The sequence below is a fragment of the Mesorhizobium sp. CNPSo 4684 genome, assembly GCF_057784315.1.
The window spans coordinates 18,292-35,159 of the sequence record NZ_JBWLUX010000021.1; the positions used below are offsets into that span (position 1 = coordinate 18,292).

Annotated in this window: 20 protein-coding genes and 1 pseudogene; 14 read left to right on the forward strand and 7 right to left on the reverse strand. The window is 59.3% G+C overall.

Annotated features, from left to right (window positions below; all coding sequences use genetic code 11):
* Position 1 precedes the first annotated feature (1 nt).
* The 8 genes and pseudogenes from trbF (at position 2) to AC04SG_RS20150 (ending at position 7,661) form a co-directional block, all read left to right on the forward strand.
* Positions 2 to 691, forward strand: coding sequence for a conjugal transfer protein TrbF (gene trbF, locus AC04SG_RS20115; protein ID WP_488552466.1), 690 nt, complete (start codon positions 2 to 4; stop codon positions 689 to 691).
* Positions 688 to 1,743: a P-type conjugative transfer protein TrbG gene (trbG, locus tag AC04SG_RS20120; protein WP_488552467.1), complete on the forward strand. Its 1,056-nt coding sequence runs from the start codon at positions 688 to 690 to the stop codon at positions 1,741 to 1,743. Before trbF ends, trbG begins: the two co-directional genes overlap by 4 nt.
* On the forward strand, positions 1,740 to 2,897 hold the full coding sequence (locus AC04SG_RS20125) for a TraB/TrbI/VirB10 family type IV secretion system protein (RefSeq protein ID WP_488552468.1): 1,158 nt from the start codon (positions 1,740 to 1,742) through the stop codon (positions 2,895 to 2,897). The genes trbG and AC04SG_RS20125 overlap by 4 nt, the downstream gene beginning before the upstream one ends.
* Before the next feature lies 1 nt (position 2,898).
* Positions 2,899 to 3,123: a DUF2274 domain-containing protein gene (locus AC04SG_RS20130; RefSeq protein WP_488552469.1), complete on the forward strand. Its 225-nt coding sequence runs from the start codon at positions 2,899 to 2,901 to the stop codon at positions 3,121 to 3,123.
* A 179-nt stretch (positions 3,124 to 3,302) separates the two neighbouring features.
* Positions 3,303 to 3,488, forward strand: a pseudogene (locus AC04SG_RS20135) (helix-turn-helix domain-containing protein); the annotation flags it as partial.
* Positions 3,489 to 4,156: 668 nt separating this feature from the next.
* Positions 4,157 to 4,699 (forward strand): group I truncated hemoglobin, encoded by a 543-nt coding sequence (locus AC04SG_RS20140; protein ID WP_488552470.1) that lies wholly within the window; start codon positions 4,157 to 4,159, stop codon positions 4,697 to 4,699.
* 2,083 nt (positions 4,700 to 6,782) lie between these two features.
* Entirely contained in the window at positions 6,783 to 7,337 is a 555-nt protein-coding gene (locus AC04SG_RS20145; protein WP_488552471.1) for a hypothetical protein, read from the forward strand.
* A 114-nt stretch (positions 7,338 to 7,451) separates the two neighbouring features.
* Positions 7,452 to 7,661 (forward strand): hypothetical protein, encoded by a 210-nt coding sequence (locus AC04SG_RS20150; RefSeq protein WP_488552472.1) that lies wholly within the window; start codon positions 7,452 to 7,454, stop codon positions 7,659 to 7,661.
* Here the strand turns inward: AC04SG_RS20150 and AC04SG_RS20155 are convergent.
* Positions 7,658 to 8,143, reverse strand: a complete 486-nt coding sequence (locus AC04SG_RS20155) for a hypothetical protein (protein WP_488552473.1) — start codon at positions 8,141 to 8,143, stop codon at positions 7,658 to 7,660. The genes AC04SG_RS20150 and AC04SG_RS20155 overlap by 4 nt on opposite strands.
* Positions 8,144 to 8,606: 463 nt before the next feature.
* Entirely contained in the window at positions 8,607 to 8,822 is a 216-nt protein-coding gene (locus tag AC04SG_RS20160) for a hypothetical protein (RefSeq protein ID WP_488552474.1), read from the reverse strand.
* Positions 8,823 to 8,956: 134 nt separating this feature from the next.
* Between AC04SG_RS20160 and AC04SG_RS20165 the strand changes: the two genes are divergently transcribed.
* Positions 8,957 to 9,433 carry a DUF982 domain-containing protein gene (locus tag AC04SG_RS20165; protein ID WP_488552475.1) on the forward strand — a complete coding sequence of 159 codons (477 nt, stop codon included), beginning with the start codon at positions 8,957 to 8,959 and terminating at the stop codon, positions 9,431 to 9,433.
* 489 nt (positions 9,434 to 9,922) lie between these two features.
* Here the strand turns inward: AC04SG_RS20165 and AC04SG_RS20170 are convergent, their stop codons facing one another.
* A complete protein-coding gene (locus AC04SG_RS20170; protein ID WP_488552476.1) occupies positions 9,923 to 10,150 on the reverse strand; it encodes a hypothetical protein in 228 nt (75 codons plus the stop codon).
* A 466-nt stretch (positions 10,151 to 10,616) separates the two neighbouring features.
* Here AC04SG_RS20170 and AC04SG_RS20175 point away from each other — a divergent pair, with 466 nt between their 5' ends.
* The gene (locus AC04SG_RS20175) at positions 10,617 to 10,838 is read left to right on the forward strand and encodes a hypothetical protein (RefSeq protein ID WP_488552477.1); all 222 of its coding nucleotides are present in this window, start codon (positions 10,617 to 10,619) and stop codon (positions 10,836 to 10,838) included.
* 469 nt (positions 10,839 to 11,307) lie between these two features.
* Here the strand turns inward: AC04SG_RS20175 and AC04SG_RS20180 are convergent, their stop codons facing one another.
* A complete protein-coding gene (locus tag AC04SG_RS20180) occupies positions 11,308 to 11,502 on the reverse strand; it encodes a hypothetical protein (RefSeq protein ID WP_488552478.1) in 195 nt (64 codons plus the stop codon).
* A gap of 174 nt (positions 11,503 to 11,676) precedes the next feature.
* Between AC04SG_RS20180 and AC04SG_RS20185 the strand changes: the two genes are divergently transcribed.
* Positions 11,677 to 12,288: a hypothetical protein gene (locus AC04SG_RS20185; protein WP_488552479.1), complete on the forward strand. Its 612-nt coding sequence runs from the start codon at positions 11,677 to 11,679 to the stop codon at positions 12,286 to 12,288.
* 204 nt (positions 12,289 to 12,492) lie between these two features.
* Here the strand turns inward: AC04SG_RS20185 and AC04SG_RS20190 are convergent, their stop codons facing one another.
* Positions 12,493 to 12,672 carry a hypothetical protein gene (locus AC04SG_RS20190; RefSeq protein ID WP_488552480.1) on the reverse strand — a complete coding sequence of 60 codons (180 nt, stop codon included), beginning with the start codon at positions 12,670 to 12,672 and terminating at the stop codon, positions 12,493 to 12,495.
* A gap of 208 nt (positions 12,673 to 12,880) precedes the next feature.
* On the opposite strand from AC04SG_RS20190, the gene AC04SG_RS20195 reads away from it, so the two are divergent.
* On the forward strand, positions 12,881 to 13,384 hold the full coding sequence (locus tag AC04SG_RS20195; RefSeq protein ID WP_488552557.1) for a hypothetical protein: 504 nt from the start codon (positions 12,881 to 12,883) through the stop codon (positions 13,382 to 13,384).
* 134 nt (positions 13,385 to 13,518) lie between these two features.
* Here AC04SG_RS20195 and AC04SG_RS20200 read toward each other — a convergent pair whose 3' ends face one another.
* Positions 13,519 to 13,653, reverse strand: a complete 135-nt coding sequence (locus AC04SG_RS20200; RefSeq protein WP_488552481.1) for a hypothetical protein — start codon at positions 13,651 to 13,653, stop codon at positions 13,519 to 13,521.
* A gap of 421 nt (positions 13,654 to 14,074) precedes the next feature.
* Here AC04SG_RS20200 and AC04SG_RS20205 point away from each other — a divergent pair, with 421 nt between their 5' ends.
* Both AC04SG_RS20205 and AC04SG_RS20210 read left to right on the forward strand, forming a co-directional pair.
* Entirely contained in the window at positions 14,075 to 14,326 is a 252-nt protein-coding gene (locus tag AC04SG_RS20205; protein WP_488552482.1) for a hypothetical protein, read from the forward strand.
* 33 nt (positions 14,327 to 14,359) lie between these two features.
* Positions 14,360 to 14,794 (forward strand): hypothetical protein, encoded by a 435-nt coding sequence (locus AC04SG_RS20210; protein ID WP_488552483.1) that lies wholly within the window; start codon positions 14,360 to 14,362, stop codon positions 14,792 to 14,794.
* A gap of 818 nt (positions 14,795 to 15,612) precedes the next feature.
* Here AC04SG_RS20210 and AC04SG_RS20215 read toward each other — a convergent pair.
* Positions 15,613 to 15,858 carry a hypothetical protein gene (locus AC04SG_RS20215; protein WP_488552484.1) on the reverse strand — a complete coding sequence of 82 codons (246 nt, stop codon included), beginning with the start codon at positions 15,856 to 15,858 and terminating at the stop codon, positions 15,613 to 15,615.
* Positions 15,859 to 16,868 lie beyond the last annotated feature (1,010 nt).

Genomic DNA, 16,868 nt, shown 5'->3' on the forward strand with positions numbered 1-16,868 from the left:
CATGAATATCTTTAGGCGACCCGTGGTCCACTACGGCAAGCCCCCTCGACCGGAAACCCCCTATCAAAAGGCGGAGCAGATCTGGGATGAACGCATCGGCTCTGCTCGCGTGCAGGCCCGCAACTGGCGCGCCATGGCATTCGGGTCGCTCATCTTGTCGGCAGGCCTTTCCACTTCACTGGTCTGGCAATTGGGCCGCGGTACTGTCGTGCCCTGGGTCGTGCAGGTCGATAGGATGGGCCAGGTTCAAGCGACCGCGCCCGCGATCGCAGATTATAAGCCGACTGATCCTCAGATAGCGTGGCATCTCGCCCGCTTTGTCGAACAGGTGCGCTCCATCCCCGCCGATCCGATCATCCTGCGCCAGGACTGGCTGCGCGCCTATGAATGGACCACCGACCAGGGCGCTGCGGCGCTCAACGACTACGCCCGCGCCAACGACCCTTTCTCCAGGGTCGGCCAGCAGCAGGTCGCGGTGGATATTTCTTCGGTCATCAGGGCTTCACCCGGCTCCTTTCGTGTCGCCTGGATCGAGCACCACTACGAAAACGGCCAGCTTTCCGGCACCGAGCGCTGGACCGCGATCCTGACGATCGTGACACAGATGCCAAACGACGCCGAACGTCTTCGCGCCAATCCGCTCGGCATCTACGTCAACGCCATCAACTGGTCCCGGGAGATGAGCCAATGAACCTGCCATTGTGTGTCATCGCCGCTCCCGCTTTGACAAGGTCGGCGGTTGCCTTGGTGTTGCTATCGGGCTCCATACTTGCCGGTTGCGCCACACCGCAGAAACCACCTCAGATGTCCTATGATGCCTACGTGCCGCCTTTGCCCGCCGCTCCGGTAGCCGCGCTCGATGAAAGGCCAAAGCCGCTACACGTTCCACCAGGGTGGGTCCCGGCCCGCGGCGGTGTCGCCGGCAGCACGCCGGAGGCGCGCGTCGAGAACGCCAACGCGGCGGCGCGAGTCCAGCCGCGTCGTGAGGGCTATTACAACGCCATTCAGATTTATCCTTGGAGTGAAGGAGCCCTTTATCAGGTCTATGCCGCTCCAGGACAGATAACGGACATCGCGCTTGAGCCTGGCGAAAGCCTGACCGGCGAAGGTCCGATCGCGGCGGGCGATACCGCGCGCTGGATCATCGGCAACACCGAAAGCGGATCTGGCCTCACCCGGCGTGTCCATGTGCTGGTAAAACCTTCGCGCTCGGACATCAACACCAATCTCGTCATCACCACCGACCGGCGCAGCTACATGATCGAGCTGCAATCGGGCGAGAAGCCGTACATGCCCGCCGTGGCATGGGCCTATCCCGCGCCGTCGGCCGGACAAGCGCGTGCGATCCCCGCGACACCGGTGATTCCCGCCATCACCGCACGCAACCACCGCTATCGTCTCACCGGCGACGCGCCCCCCTGGAGGCCCGTCAGCGTTTATGACGACGGCAGGCGGGTCTATGTCGAGTTTCCAAGCGGGATCGTGCAAGGCGAGATGCCGCCCATCTTCGTCATCGGCCCGGACGGCGAGGCCGAGATTGCCAACAGCCGCGTCTACCAGAACACCCTGATCGTCGACCGTCTCTTTGGCGCGGCGGAATTGCGGCTTGGCAGTGGTAAGCGGCAACAGACCGTCAGGATCGTTCGCGCCGATGCCACGAGGAGAGGTCCGTGGATGTCAGGCAGAAACGCGGCGCCGAATGCAAGGAACGCATATCGTCAAAGGGGAGGGGAGCAATCATGAACGAGAACGAAATCCCGGCTGCCCCTATGCAGCTTCGCGCCGATCCGCCGCGCGTCACGCGCCTGTCCCGCAAGGTGCTCGCCGGCCTTGGCTTAGGTGCATCGCTTGGCGTCGGCGGTGCGCTAATCTACGCGCTTCAAACGAGTGAAACCGGCCGGCATGGCGACGAGCTGTACTCGACGTCCAACAGGCAGCCCGCCGACGGACTGGCCAGCCTGCCAGGCGACTACACCGGTCCCGTTCTTGGGCCGCCGCTGCCTGGCGATCTTGGCCGACCGATGCTTGACGCACCGCACAAGGGGCAGCCCGTCGTGCCGCCGACAATCGCGACACCCATGGTCGATGAGGCCGAACAACGCCGGCGGGCTGAAGAGGAGGCGGCCCGAATCTCGCGTGTCTTCTTCCAGACAGGGCAGTCAACTGGGGTTATGGCCGAAACCGAGCTCGGAGGAACCTCCCCGCCGAACCTTGGCGGCCCCGACCTTGCCGGTCAGATCGGCCAGTCCACCACACAGGACCGTCAACTCGACTTTCTGAATGCGGCCGCCGATCGGCGCACCGTGGCGCCGGATCGCGTCACGCCGCCAGTATCGCCCTATGTGCTTCAGGCAGGGGCTGTCATCCCGGCGGCCCTCACCACCGGTATCCGTTCCGATCTGCCCGGTCAGATCACCGCGCAGGTGACCGAAAATGTCTATGACAGCCCGTCTGGTCGTTCGCTGCTGATCCCGCAAGGCACGCGCGTCATTGGCCAATACGACAACGGGGTCGGGTTCGGCCAGCGGCGCATGCTGCTCGTCTGGAGCAGGCTGGTCTTTCCCAACGGCCGTTCCATTGTCCTTGAACGCCAGCCTGGCACTGACGCCCAAGGCTATGCCGGCCTTGAGGACGGCGTGGACTACCACTGGGCCGAGTTGTTCAAGGCGGCTGCGCTCACCACCATCCTCAGCGTCGGCGCGGAGGCCGGCTCGTCGGGCCAGGAAAATGATATCGTGCGCGCGCTACGCGGCGGCGCCTCCGACAGCATCAGCCAGGTCGGCCAGCAGATCGTTCAGCGCCAGCTCAACATCGCTCCGACGCTGACGATACGACCGGGCTTTAATGTGCGTGTCGTCGTTACGCGCGATCTCGTGCTCGAACCCTATGGAGGCTGAAATGGCCAAGTTGAAACTCGGTCCGATCGCAGACAATAAGCCAGTCAAAGTCACAGTGGAGGTGCCGGCGCGGTTGCACCGCGACCTGTCCAGATATGCCGAGATCCTAGGGCGAGACTCAGGTCAGCCATCAGCCGATCCCGTGCGGCTGATTGTGCCGATGTTGGAACGCTTCATCGCGACGGATCGCGGCTTTGCCAGAGCCAAGCAGGAGCGAAAGCCTTGAGAGCGCGGGCGTCATCGGCAAGCGGCGAATGCTCGTGAACGACTGTTACCAAGCGACGGTCGTCTAGTCTGAGGATTTGCCTTTTCCAGGCCGGGAATGCAAGGCCGGACCCTAGTCACCTGGAACCAAAGTAAGGTTCATTTTGTTCGGCTTCTGTCACAAGAGCAGGAGTTTGATCGATGGTTGGCAGGCAGGCGGACGTCGTCGTTCTGAGCGACGCGGATAGAAGTTTTCTGGAATCTCAGGTGCGCCGGCATAGAGCGCCACGCTCCTTATCGGATCGATGTCGGATGATCCTTTTGTGCGCGCAGGGCTTGCAAAGCAAGGACGTTGCCGAACGCCTGGGTGTTCATGAGCACACGACGGTGAAAGAGTTCAAAGGGATTCGACTGTACGTTACCAAGCGTTGCCGTTCATTTGCAACCCTGGCGGGTCCCGTATACCGCCGTGGCCCGGCGCGGGTTTCACTGTTGTCTCACCGGGCAATATCGCGTCGGCCATTTTGGACATGGTTGAGAAAAGGAGCATGTCAAAAGGGCAAAGGATACTGGGAGCGAAATCAGAAGGCCGACCATATTTGATGGAGTTTTTCGCGCAAAAATACGGCCTTTCGTCGAGAGCCGCCAAGGTCATCATTCGGTCTGCTCCACGAGGGGCGCGCCTGATGTTGCGCCGAATGTATTTCGCTGCCTTTGCCCTTCGGATCTGGAGACGTGCGAGCGGGCCCTTCGATCGCCTTAGCGCCTAGCAGCATTTCGGACGCCGTCCGCCAAAGCGGAGCGCTTAGCAGGGGTCGTGCTTTTTCTCTTTCACAATGGCATCACCGAAGAGGCAGATCTATGTGAAGCGGCCTCCGCCGCTTCCCGTTTCGCTCCGTTGGTGCACAAGTCCGTCACGCCGATGACGAATACGCTTAGCGGAATAATTCGGGGCCGCGAGTCGTTGTCTTCTTTAGGCGAGGGAGAGTAAGGCAAAGGGGATAGCCGCCAGACAGGCTGCGGCCCGGTCTGGCCCCATCAAGAGGAGTCCAGACATGAAAACGACTGTTTCGACCTCCTTCACAAGACGAAGCGTTGTCGCAGGACTTGCGGTAACTGGCGCATTGACATCGGCTTTGGCGAACAAGGCGCAGGCCACGCAAACGGCACCGGAGAAAAGTCTCTACGAGCGTCTGGGTGGGGTCTTCGCCATCGCTGCGGTAGTGGATCACTTCAGCGACGCCATCGTGAAGAACCCGATCGTCGGGCAGAAGTCCAAGAACCCGCAGCTGCGGAAATGGCACACCAAGAACCTCGGAAGGCTGCCCGGTCTCAAGTTCATGCGCACGCTGTGGGTCTGCGACGTTTCTGGTGGGCCTTTGAAGTTCGTGGCGACCAAGCCTGGCACGACACCGCTCGGCCTTGAGGAGGCCCACCGTGACCTGCGGATCTCTCCGGCAGAATTCGATGAGGTGGCAGCGGAGCTTGGGCGCACCCTGGACCACTTCAAGGTTTCGAAGCCCGAGAAGGCCGAGGTCCTCGCAGCCTTCGCCGCTCACAAAGAGGAGGTTACCGCCGGCTACGTCAAACAGGGTTGAAGGCCAGCCCGCCAGACGCAGCCGTGGAAGATGCGGGCGTTATCATCCATTATTCTGTCTTCCTCGCCGCGTAGATGCTTCACACGGCCTATCAGGGCCGGCTTCATCCATTGCATCGTCGGCCGCTTCATGCCCTGTGAGTGGTAGCCGTCGAACTTGACCTCAATGAATCCAGGCGTCGCCCTCAGCAGACTTCTCCACAACGGTCGGCATCAAAGGCTCGACAAACTCCAAACGCATGCACAGACTCACGCCCGGCCATTTAATTAGCTTGCGCTGAAATCGTTCCCGAAACGAAAAACCCGCCTCAAGGTAAGATGCCCCACCGGAATAAGCCGGTGGGGCTCTTAGAACAGCCATTTAGGACTCGCTGAAAGGGCTGTTCGGCGGTGACCCGGGAGGATCACATGTGCAATTTGGCGCCTTCCTTTACCCGGCACATCGGCCGAACAGATGAGGCACTCCGAACGAAAAAGCCCGCCAGCACGAGCCAACGGGCAAGTCTGTGGGGATCAAGGATCCATAGGAGTCGATCCGCCATATCAAGGCGTGAGAACGCGATCGGTTCCGTCGGGGGAAATAGGCTTCACCGGCGCGCGTTTCCGCTGGCCGCCGCCCTACGCCACCAACGCGTCCAGTGCGTCCTGGCGCGTCCCTGTGGCTTTCGTGAACCAGGTAAATCCCTCCAGGGGAACAGAAGCCCAAAGCCGCACGTTCTAACGCGATAAAGGAGTATTAAAATGGTACGCCAAATCGCAATCGCCATAGCGCTGCTCATTCAGTTTTCAGCTTCGGCATTTGCAGACACCGCCCAATATTGGGTGGCTAAGGATGCCGTTTCGAAGCAGTGCGAGGTGGTCACGAAGGAGCCAGACGGGACGGGACCCTCGTCATAGAGCTTTCGAAAACCATATACAAGACTGAGGCGGAAGCGAACGATGCATTGAAAAAGAACCCAGATTGCAACAAGTGAAAGGCGACCGTCGGCGCCAAGCATTAAAATGAAAACCCCGCCGGCCGGAGTCCGCGTGGTTTTCCTCGAACGCTGATGTAGAAAGCGACGACCTCGCCCTGCCAAGCTAACAGCCTTCGGTCGTGGTTTTCATCTGCCCTGGGGCTGCGGACTTGGCGCTGGTATCCTGCTGGCCAGGAGCCGCCTGCTTCGCACTGCCACTCTGCTGGCCCGGGGCACAATCCTTCGCCGAGTTGGAGCTGGTCGACTTCGTTGTGGTCGAATCCGTGTTGTTATCTGTCGTCGGCACCGTTGTGGTTGTGGTGGAGGAGCCACCCGTAGTCGAGGAGCCACTCGATGATGTCCCCGTCGTCCCAGCGAGAGCAAGGCCGGTGGAAAGAACCATCATGACAGTACCGATAAGAAGCCGTTTCATCCTTCATCTCCTAATGACAAAGCAGTGTCCCTTCGATCCGATAACAAGGGCGCGAAGGATCGGTTCCCACCCGTCAATTGTTTAGCCCGCAGGCCACGGCCCCCCGCTCTGCGCAGCGCGGAAGTGCTCCAGAGCCGCCGCTTGGGCTTCCTCACGGGCCTTTTGATACACCTCCGGCAATGTGGCTGCCAGGCCGTGGCATTAGCCTCATGCACCATTGCGGCCGGCGAAAACCCCAATGTTCGATTGCGACGAGCTCCGAGCCATCGAACCAGCAAGACACGTTGAGCTTGGCGAAGTGCAAACACCTTGCCGCCCACCAGACCTTATCAATTTCCAGGTTGGCTGGGGCTTCCTTCCCCGGGGTCCATTCCTTGCCAGTCCGCTCGATAAGCTCGTGGTCTTGCAACGGCGCACCTCACGGCTGAAGGGTGCTCGATTTTTGCATAAGCCGCAGCTTATCGGCAAGCCGCGGCATGGCTATCGCGGGCTAGATGACCTCCTTCGTTTGTATGTTTCGCCCATCCCGCTTGGGCGCGTTATAGATGCCACGCCGGTTTTGAGGTCCATGTCCCGGCCAGGCCCGGCCCGTACTTGGCTTCCTCGGCTAAGCTGCCGGGCCGCCCACCAAAAACCCAGCAGTCGTCGCTGGGGGCACCCGGCGCGGGCTCGACTGGACATCGACCTATTTCGACTTGGCCAAGGCCGGTGGTGATCTTGGCGTCGAGAGCGCAATCATCGACGGCGAGATCATCGTCCTGAATGAGGCTGGCCTGTCCGACTTCGGCAAGTTGCGAAAGGCGATCACCTGCCGGCAGCACCACCTGTATTTCGTGGCGTTCGATCTTCTCCACCTAAAACGGCCACGACCTGCGGGACATGCCGCTGGAGGACCGGCGCGAGATCCTGGCCGAGATGATCCCGAAAGGCAGTCGCATCCAATTCAGCGAAGCTCTGGTAGGCACCGGCGCCGCAGTCTTTCACCTTGTCGACCAAGCCGGGCTCGAAGGCAGGACAGCCGGGATCGCAGCGGAACGTCGACCAACTGGCTGAAGGCGAAATGCTATGCGATCGGCGAGTTCGATCTACTTGGCGTCGAGCGCGAGGCCGGTAAGCCAGCCTTCGCCCTGATGGCCGAGCGAGGCACCGGGCGCTATGTCGGCAGCGCGTTCATCACCTTGAACCGGGAATTGCGCGAACGGCTCTGGCAGCGCGTCCAGGACAATGCAGGCCAGCGCCGAAGGGCATGAAGCGATCGGCGACGTAATGTGGAAGCCGGGGCTCATCGCCACTATGAATCACTTGCGCGGCGAGGAGGATTTGCGGCACGCCTCGCTGCAGGATTTTCGGGGGAGGAGGACTAGATGCCGATCAGACGAAAAGCCGTGGATGCCGGCATTTTTGATCCTGACGAATTGGCTTTGCTGGAGCGAGTTTTCGCGCAGATGAAAACCCATGACCAATCAGTCGATTCTCAGAGCAGACTGGCCGCTCGAATAATAGCCAATTTTATGGCCGGCGTCATTGACGAAGCGGAGTTGATTACTCTTTCAAGGCAACCTCTGGGCCGCTAGAGCGAGGATACCAGGCGCAGTCGCTCACTTTCTGCGAAATCCTTGGCATCTTGTTCGAGTTCGAATTCACGCTTTTTGAGTTGTCCTTGCTCGACGATTTGGACGATCCACTTACCGCCGAAAAAAATGACCGAAACGCGGGCAGGCCCATCAGAGAGCTTGGCCATTTTAGGACTACCCTTATCGACAAGCGGCGTTTTCCGCTTCGGCGCCACATGGCTTTCGATCAGGCGCACGTGCTCGGCGTCAACAGTCACCAAGGGCCGGAGGCTGACGGTCACATTGTCGCCGTCGATACGCGTGACCGGCCCGATTAATTCTATATGCTGGCCAATCACAGCCTTCAAAGTCGAATCGACAACAGAATGCGGGAAGTCGTAGGAGGGGATCGTCACGCTTATGCGATCGGGTGTCACCCGGCCGCGCACAATGGCAGTGACGGCGACCTCGTCGCCTACCTTGAAGCTGCTACCCCGAGCCATGTCCAAGATTCTGGCTCGGCCGGCGCCAGCGTCAAGATGAGCGGTAGCTAATAAACGCGGTGGCAGTTAACGCGTTAGCCTTTGCGGAAGGGCAGCGGATACGCTTGCATCTCGACAAGATCGTGCGGCTTTAGGACTTCTTGAGCATGCGAGCTTCGCGCAATAGCGATGCCCAATTATGCGGCCCAAGGAAGCTAACCAGTTCGGCGGCTTGGGCCTCAGTGAGCCCGGTTTCTTTCGCCAGACGTCGACTCGCAAGCCCGCTCGCTGTTTCCGGCGGCTTGCCTAAGTCGTCAACCATTTGGGGTTCCCTTCCGCTGACCCAACGTAGCGGGGCAGACAATGGTTCCTGCGGAGGGAGACGATCGATGGCGAGAGCACGCTGCTGCATCTTGTAGGCGCTTCGACCCGGGGCACAGGTCGAGATATTCCGGATTGGGTCGTGAAAGACTAGAAAAGCGGGCTACTTTTTCGTGATCGTGCCATGGTTCAAGTCGAAGGCTTCCGTGCGTCCCGCCTGCTTTTGAAAATCGTCCTGCAACTCTCCCCATTCGCCCATATAGGCGCCACAACTGCTGCAATGGATCGCGGTGTGCTCTTCGGCGTCGTGTGGGATGTCCATCCGGATTGTGCCACACGTTTTGCAGTCGAGTTTGTGATCTAGCCGCTTGCTGTCCATAGCATGTATCTATCGGTCCCAAAGGAGACCGTCTACACGCCTATTGACGCACCGTCTGATCTGCTTTTCTCGCGTCGACCGGAACGAAAATAGTGTTCCCCCCGTTCGGTTCTGGCATTGCCCAGGGGTATTCCATGCACGACCCGTTTTTCGCAGTTCCAATTTCCATTGAGGCCGAGGAGGTGGGTAAATTTCGTACTTTGAGCAGCGTGTCCGAAGCCGCCATCTTCATGATGGAGCGATGGCCCGAATCGCACGGCCCGAGTTACCAGGCAGCACTACAGGCTTGCACCGGCCCACTGACCACAGCCGAGGACGTCGGGAATGCCCGGCGTGCCTTTCTGATGGCTGCCAAGGAGGCCGGGCTGAACACGAAGGCTGTTGAGCCGCATCCATCGCCCCGCTGGGTCGAGCAGCCGAAATCGCTCAGAATCGTTGATGAGAAACGACGCGACCGTGGGGATCGGGAAGAGCAAGAGGACTTTCTCGTCCGTTTCCTTGCAAGGGAAACGGGCATTTCCGAAGCGCAGGCTCGTGACATGATCAAAATGATTGGCACGGATCGAGCATCATTGCTGCGGGAGGCTAGAATATTAAAGGCGCGACAGTGATGAGCACACATGGCGCCAACTTCCTTCACCCGTGGATTTCGGCCAAAGTCCCCTAAACGGTCGGCACCGACGTTGCCGAACTGACGCAGAAGTTGTTCGCCGACGCCAAAAGCGATCGGCATAAGCAGCGTTGAGATCGAAGAAGACACTGGCAGCGTCTATGAGGCTATCCTCCACGCGATCGTGCATCACGATGACGGCGTGGCGGACTGACCGCAGCGGCGCTATATCGACCGCATGGCAAAGGGCTGGACGTTCCAATCGCTGATCGGCGACCAGATGACGGTGACGGCGTATTGCCACGACCGGAGGTGTCATCACAAGCAAGAGCTAGACCTTGCGAAACTTCGCGATCGCTTCGGCCCTTACGCGCCGGCCGTGGAATGGGACATTCGGCCGAAGCTTCGTTGCAAGAAGTGCGAGGGCAAACGTCGGCCTGATCTATACGCCAGACACCAGACCCACCGAGTAGGCATCTAGTTCGACGGCTCAGCCGGCGTGCTTCGTGAAGTTCGCACGGCGCGCGCGTACTGCTGCTAGCAACTCAGCATCTTCAACGATGCCGCTTTGAAAGGCGGCCAGCACGGTTGACGCCAGAGCTTTGCCATCCACCGAAGCGCGGTCCAACTTGGCATCGACGCATATCTGGTCGAACACCCGCTGACAAATCGCTAGATCGTCCGGACTTAGGAATTGGCTTTGCGGGATACGCAGCATCTTCCTACCCCCTCAAAATGGGCGAGAGTGCAGTCTAGTCTCCCAAGCGGCGATGCCCATCAACGAGCGCCGACGTAATTAGAGTACGCTTTAATGCGCGATTTTCGAGTCAATTCCCCGTGCTGGGGGACGCGCCTAGCCGCCGCTGGTGTTATCCCGCCACCCTTCATTCGGCAGCCTTAGCGCGCGAGGAGGGATGCTTATTTTGAATTGTAGGGAACCGCCAATGCAGCGGTAGGTTGAGCCTACTAAGGCGGGCTTTTTATGATGCCATTCACCCTTCGAACCACATTATGCGAGACGCGAGACGCGCTCCACAATTGCGTGGGTCGGTAAGTGATCGAGGCCACATCCAAACGATGTTCGAGATCGATTGCCTCCCAGGGCGGCGAGTTCTATCAAAGCGATCGATGCAGCCCGGCAGAAGGTTCACGGAACCTAACCGACCTCCCGAGCTTGTGACAGCATGAGCACTCGCGGCATTAACTTCCTCGACCGATGGATGGCTGAACACCTACCAGATGCCATCACCGATGATCCAGGTGCCATCACCGATCTCGCTGACCAGGCAACGCAAGCCGCCGACAAAGCGGGCATCGCGGCCGATGAAATCAGCGAGGAGGTCGGCAGCGTTTTCGAGGTCATCCTCGAGGCTATGCAGAACCGTGCCGGCGGCGAGGGTGGTTGACCGTGCCGAAGTCAAAAAGGTTCTGGATCGCTGCCGGCATTCTGGCAACGCTTGTCATCGTTGCTCTGGTGATGTCGATGTTCCTGGCCGCGCTCGCACCTCGCTGACGGCCTGTCCTGCCTGAGACTGCACCGCGCTGTCATGTTCGGCTGGATGAACGGAGCCCGCTTGCCGGTGATGGTCTCGATGGACTTCAACAGCGGTCCGTGGACCTGAAGAAGCGCTTGGTAGTGCTCGCTGTGGTACGCCAGGAGGGGACCGATGATGCTGTTGTGGAGTCCCTCGGCTGCCGCCAGGAAGCGCTAGCGCTGCATTTCGAGAAAGACCCGCGCCGGCTTGACTCCCGGTTCGCTTCCGGCGCATCGATCACCGCAACTGACCGCGGAGCTCCAAGAGAACTCGCGATGGCTTATTGACAGCGTTGTTGGCAGCCTTCCAATCATGTCCACGTGCTTGGCGTCATCCAACCCTACGACTGACCTGCAATCAAGCTTTCGATTGCTTCGACATTTTCCTCCGCCAGATCCAGAGCCTCGATATGTCCGTCGGCACCCAGCAGATCCGCCATCAAAGGCAGGAAGACACCATTCCCTGCACCCGCGTCCAGCGCTGACCGCAGCAGCAAGGCCTCCGCTTCAGCGCCGATCTCAGGCGGTATTTCCACTTATCGTCAACGTCCAGATTTCCGCACCGGGCTCTTTTGCAACCAAAACATCACAGACACGTTGTGCTTGGGTCCGCAATCAGGAGGAGGATGCCGTGAACGGAATAATCTATCTTGTTGGCCTAGTCGTGATCGTTTTGTTCATTCTGTCATTTTTTGGACTTCGGTAAGATCATGGCCAAAATAGCCCCAACCGAGAGCGCTGCAGAGACCACAAAAGTGACTACATCGTCCTACCTAGAGTGGGGAGGCATATTTGGCGGAGGTGTGATCGCTTGCGCGATTTCGGTGGTTCTTCTGCAATTCGGGTCGAGCGCTGGTTTGGCGCTGGGTTCTCCAAATCTTCCCAACGGTGGCGCCTCATGGAATGTACTGGTGGCCGGGCTGTGGGTAGTTATCGTTGCTGTGGCAAGTTCCGCAGCCGGCGGTTATGTAGCTGGACGCATGCGCACGCGCTGGGAAGACAGCAACCAAAGTGAAAGCGAGTTCCGCGATGGGATACACGGCATTGCAGTCTGGGCCCTTGCGACACTTGGAGCAGCGTTTTTCTTGGCAATGATTGGTGAGCACGGCGCCGCCGCCGTGCTCAATGGCCCCGACGCGCAACTCGACGAAAGCACGGTGCGCCTTTCAGCCCACATAACTGCGATCTTTAGCTTCGCGACTGCTGCAGGCTCCGCGCTTGGCGCTGCGGCAGCATGGTTTGCAGCGATTGCCGGGGGTGAACACCGCGATGAAGGCATCGCTTTTCACCACGTCGTACCGGTTTTCTTGCGCAAGCGTTAGTGCACAACAATGCACTCGCCTGGCCGGAAAAGCCAACCAGCTATTCCACGATCCATTGAGATGCGGTTGGACAGTGTGGTCGCTACCGAGCGCATACAAGGGGTGTAGCGTCGACAGCGCGCATTTCGGCGTTCGCCGGAAGGGCGCGCCACCAGCCGAGCCGCAATGGGCGGAGAGAAGGGACAACAAGCCGCGCCGGGAATATTAGTCTTCCTTCAAATCCTTGGCCTCGTCTTTGAGCTTGGTCCAGTCGGCACCATGCTTGCGCAACAAATCGCGCGCCTGTTTCGGGGAGACGTCGGCAATTTCCGTTAGGTGCTCCACTTCCAGTTCTTGCCCCTTCACCACACGGCTCGCTTTCTCTTTCTTTTCTTTGGTAGCCATCTCTTGTGTCCTTCTCTTGCATCATCGGATGAACGAGGACTGAGAGGTGTGGTTCCGGGCTCGCAACTGTCGTTCGCCGGCTTAAAGCCAGCCGCAGTTGGTTGGACAGGTGGTTGTTATGACAGTCACGCTTTCAAGGCTGCCGCTGCGCCGCTAAAGGCGCATTCCCGATCCGGCCCTAGTGTCTTGGAAATATCATTTGTTGCTTATGGAACGGAATCGCGGGGCTACCCTTTTTCCCGTCATGGTGCGTTTTCTGCTGAGCCTCGTTCCGGTCCTATTTTGCAGCACGCTTCTTCAGGCCCAGGCGTGGCAGCAGTTCGGCGTCAGGCAGTTCGGCTTCACATTTGATGTTCCGCCGGGTTTTGTCCTGGCACAGCGTTCGGACCAAGGCGCGGCTTTTGAAGGCGAAAACGATGCCTTCCTTGCTGTGTGGGGTGCCAGACTCGGGGAGGCCAGTTTTCCCGCCGAGATCGAGCACCGCATGATTGAGGACGAAAAGGTTGGTTGGAAGCTGACCTATCGGCGGGTCACCCCGAGGTGGGCCAGTTACTCGGGCATTAAGAATGGCCAGATTCGATATGTCCGCGCTATCGCGATCTGCAACGACCGTGCCGCACTCTTCACCATAAATTATAGCAGATCGGAAAAAGTCCCGTATGACCCGGTTGTTGTTCGGATGGTGCGATCCCTGAAAGCGGAAGGTTGCTAAGTGTTGCCTATCGATGAAACCGGCAATCACGGAGGCCCAAGCCCGCAAACTTATCGCGTTCCTCGGGCTAAAATTGGTCATCGCTGCGCATCCTAACTCGAAGGTGATTACTTGGCCTGCGTTAGGTTGACGGCTCACGCGGCGGCGCGGGCCCCGTTCCACTGGATGAATTCGGCTCGCTTGCCGGTGATCTTCTCGATCGATTTCAACAGCGGCTCATGGACGTCACGGCGACAATCCCTCCTTGTGGTACGCCAGGAGCTGTGCATCGCCTCTCTTGCCAACAGCCGGTCAGGAATCGGTCAGACGAGAAGGTTCCGGACCGTGGAACGAATGATCGACCGTGCGGGGCGCATTACCACTTTGATGCAGCCATCCTCCTTGTCGCGGAAGGTCTTATAGAGTTTGGTGGCGTCCAGGTCGCCCGATGGGTGATCACGAAAGCCAGCACCGGGCAGGTCCTGCCGGGGCGTGGGGGAAACCTCGTCGCCCGACCGCTGCATTGCATTGGCGATGCTTGCTCATTGACAAAACCAGCGTGCCCTTGGACTGAGATCCCGGCTGTTGGTACCAGCCGCTTCGGCGTCGGTTTCCTGCGGCGCCCCCGCTGCGTCAAACCCTGGCGTCTTGCCCTCGCTCGCGCCCACTGGATATCGCATCGTGTGCTTTTGGCGTCGACGAACATCCGCTTTGCACCCGGGCATCTCCAAATTCCGGCTGGAGAGCCAGATCAAATCCCTGGGCTTTGATCCTCCCATGAACCGGCCCCATTATACCGTTTCCGCCAAACAGTTTTTTTGCGCCGCTGGAACATTAGCCAAGGAGTTCAGTTTGGTGTTTCACAGACGCCGCGTGATGACCGTTAAATATGGCGGGCAACACCTGATCGGCCGGGTCCTGTGGGACGAAAGCTCGCGCGTCATTCTGTCCCGCGATGCCTAGGATTGGTATTCGAACGACAAACAGGAGGCAGTCATGAAGCACCAGACACTCGATCAACTTCTGTCAGTGGCGGACATCAGCCCGCTATCGCCAACTCCACTCGTGACAAGGACGCAACGGATAGAGCGGTGGGCGGAGCTGCTCGACCGAAATCCGACGCGCTCCCTTGCCGCTCTCACCGGCACCGAGCATCTGCATCCCTCTGTCCGCGGAGAAGCGCGCGCGGCCGGATCGGCGATCAGTGTCGCCTTCGACGATCCGCTACTGCGTGCATCGGGCATGCAATCGGATACCTACGGGGAAGCCACACGCTTCTTCGAACTCTCCGATTGGCAGTTGCATGAGATCGTCTGCAGTTGCCACGTCGGCACCACCATGCAGGCTGGCTGGGCTGCCGGACGTGTCCGCAGGGTTCTCAATGGGAGCAAGATATTGGCTTGGCTGAGAAAAGGATTCATGCCGCACTGAAACACAGGCTTGCGCGCCTGAAGCATGCATGCTCGCGTCAGAGTTGCGTCGGCTCCGCTACGCAAGGCTGACCTCACTGGAGCAGGGGTTGCTTGCGGCCCCAACCATTGCTTGTCAGGACGATTGGAAATTTCGCGAATAGCGAGTACAGCGCCACTTTGGACCAACCGGTCGGCAGCGCCCGAGTCCAGAAGTATCACGCGCGCCGCAAGGGGATGGCGTTGCGGTCATACGCATTTGCGCCTCCAACGAGCCGACGCTCGGGGGGTCGATCGGGCAATCCAGGCAACACGCTTTCTGGAGCTCGACAACTGCGACGACGAGGACGGCCACGGCGCAGAAGCCGATCAATGTGACGGCGAAACGCTTATGTGGTGCGATGACCTGAAATCGCAGGAAGTGCTGGCGTCGCCGATCATCGCGACATGACGGTGGCCGATATCATGGCCTGCAGTTGCGAGGCATTGGCCATCATCCAACTGTGCGAAGCTGCCGCTTGGGCAATCCAGCGGATACTTAGGGCTCGCAAACACCATAGGGGCCGGGCTCCATTTGGCTCAGGCACTGCTGGAATCCATGAAGCTCTCGCCAGTCATGAGGGCGGGCGCTGATCATTCTGCAGCCGAAACAATCGGGCTCCCTCCGGTGGCGGGCTTTCCTTATCTTGTGGCAGAAAAGTCACGCAGCTTGAATATACAGAGCTTCAACCGGAACGAGCTTATTATCCACCTAAGCGAGGCGTACCGTTCTTTTTGCGGGCAAAGGGGCTGCCCGACCTCCCGAATTAGCGCCCGCTGCCTTAACGGTGGCGGGCTTTTTCATTCAGGTGGGCGTTGGACATCCGGGATCTCCAGATCTGATCGCACGGCCTGCAGTATCCTGCCCAAGAGCGATAAGTGGCGACTGATTACCAATTGTCGCTGGAATATTTGGTTGATAACAGCCTTCAGCACGCCAGGGTCTGAAAACACCCTCTCGTCCTGCTCTTCTAACAAGTCACAATTGACCTCACAGGCATCGGCCGCCTGCTCCAGGTCAAGCACGGCCTTGTCCAACATGTCCATTGCTTTCCCCATTTTCCCGCGCAGATCGCCGGTCGTTTCGATTAGTCGCCGGGTCAACGGCGATTGCAAGGTAGGATTCGTCGGGCGGATATTGGCCAAAAATTGGACAGGCGAGGGGCGATTTTCGCTAAGTCCTTGAAATGTCTGGTACACCCAAGGGGCGTGGCGGTTTCGGCCAAAATCAACCGCTTAGCTCGTCCAACCTAAAAAAATGGGGCCATTGAAACCGTTAGCGTTTCGTCGCCGATGTCCACCCATGACGATTTGCCGGCAGGCTCTACCGGCATTTGCCACGCAAGCACGTCGGCGATCGATGAGGCGGCACGCTTCCTTGCCATCGCCGAGCCCGACGCGCGGCCGCGGCCACTGGTGCCAGCCCCCTACGCGCGACGTTCGGCCTCAGCGCTATCGAGTCGTGCCAAGCCATTCGCCAATCGCACGAGATCAGGACTCGAGCCGCATGATTCTAAGCAAATACGATTGGGCAGGGCCTGCCGGTTTTCCCAGGCTTTAAAAACTCCCCTAGCGTCATCCGCGCGGCATGAGAACTCTGTGATCTATATCGCGAGGAATTTGGCTGTGCATACCGACCAGAGAGACGCTCGCGGCAAACCTGGAGCCAGGAAGAGAGCATCGCGCGCGAGATGTCGGATGCCGGTGCTCTGACCTGCCTTCCAATTGGTCGGTTGTCTCCCGAGATTCATGAGCAGATCGGACGCAATGCAAAGCGGGCTCAAGTCTACCCGCTCAACTTCGCCTGGGCGATAGGAGGTAGCGCTGCATGAACCGCACCTATCGTCCAGTTGTGGCATGGCTCGACCAGCGCTGGCCTGCGCATCGGAACGATCGAGAGAATGCCAGAGCGCAAATTTATGGCCGAACATTCTGCGATCCACCGTGAGGTGCGATCGAACACGGTCGACTTGGTGGCCAGCGCCTATGAGCGGGAATATTGGCGCCGCTGGCCGGAAGGCCGCGACGAATGATAGCGCTGCATCTGCGGGTCGGTG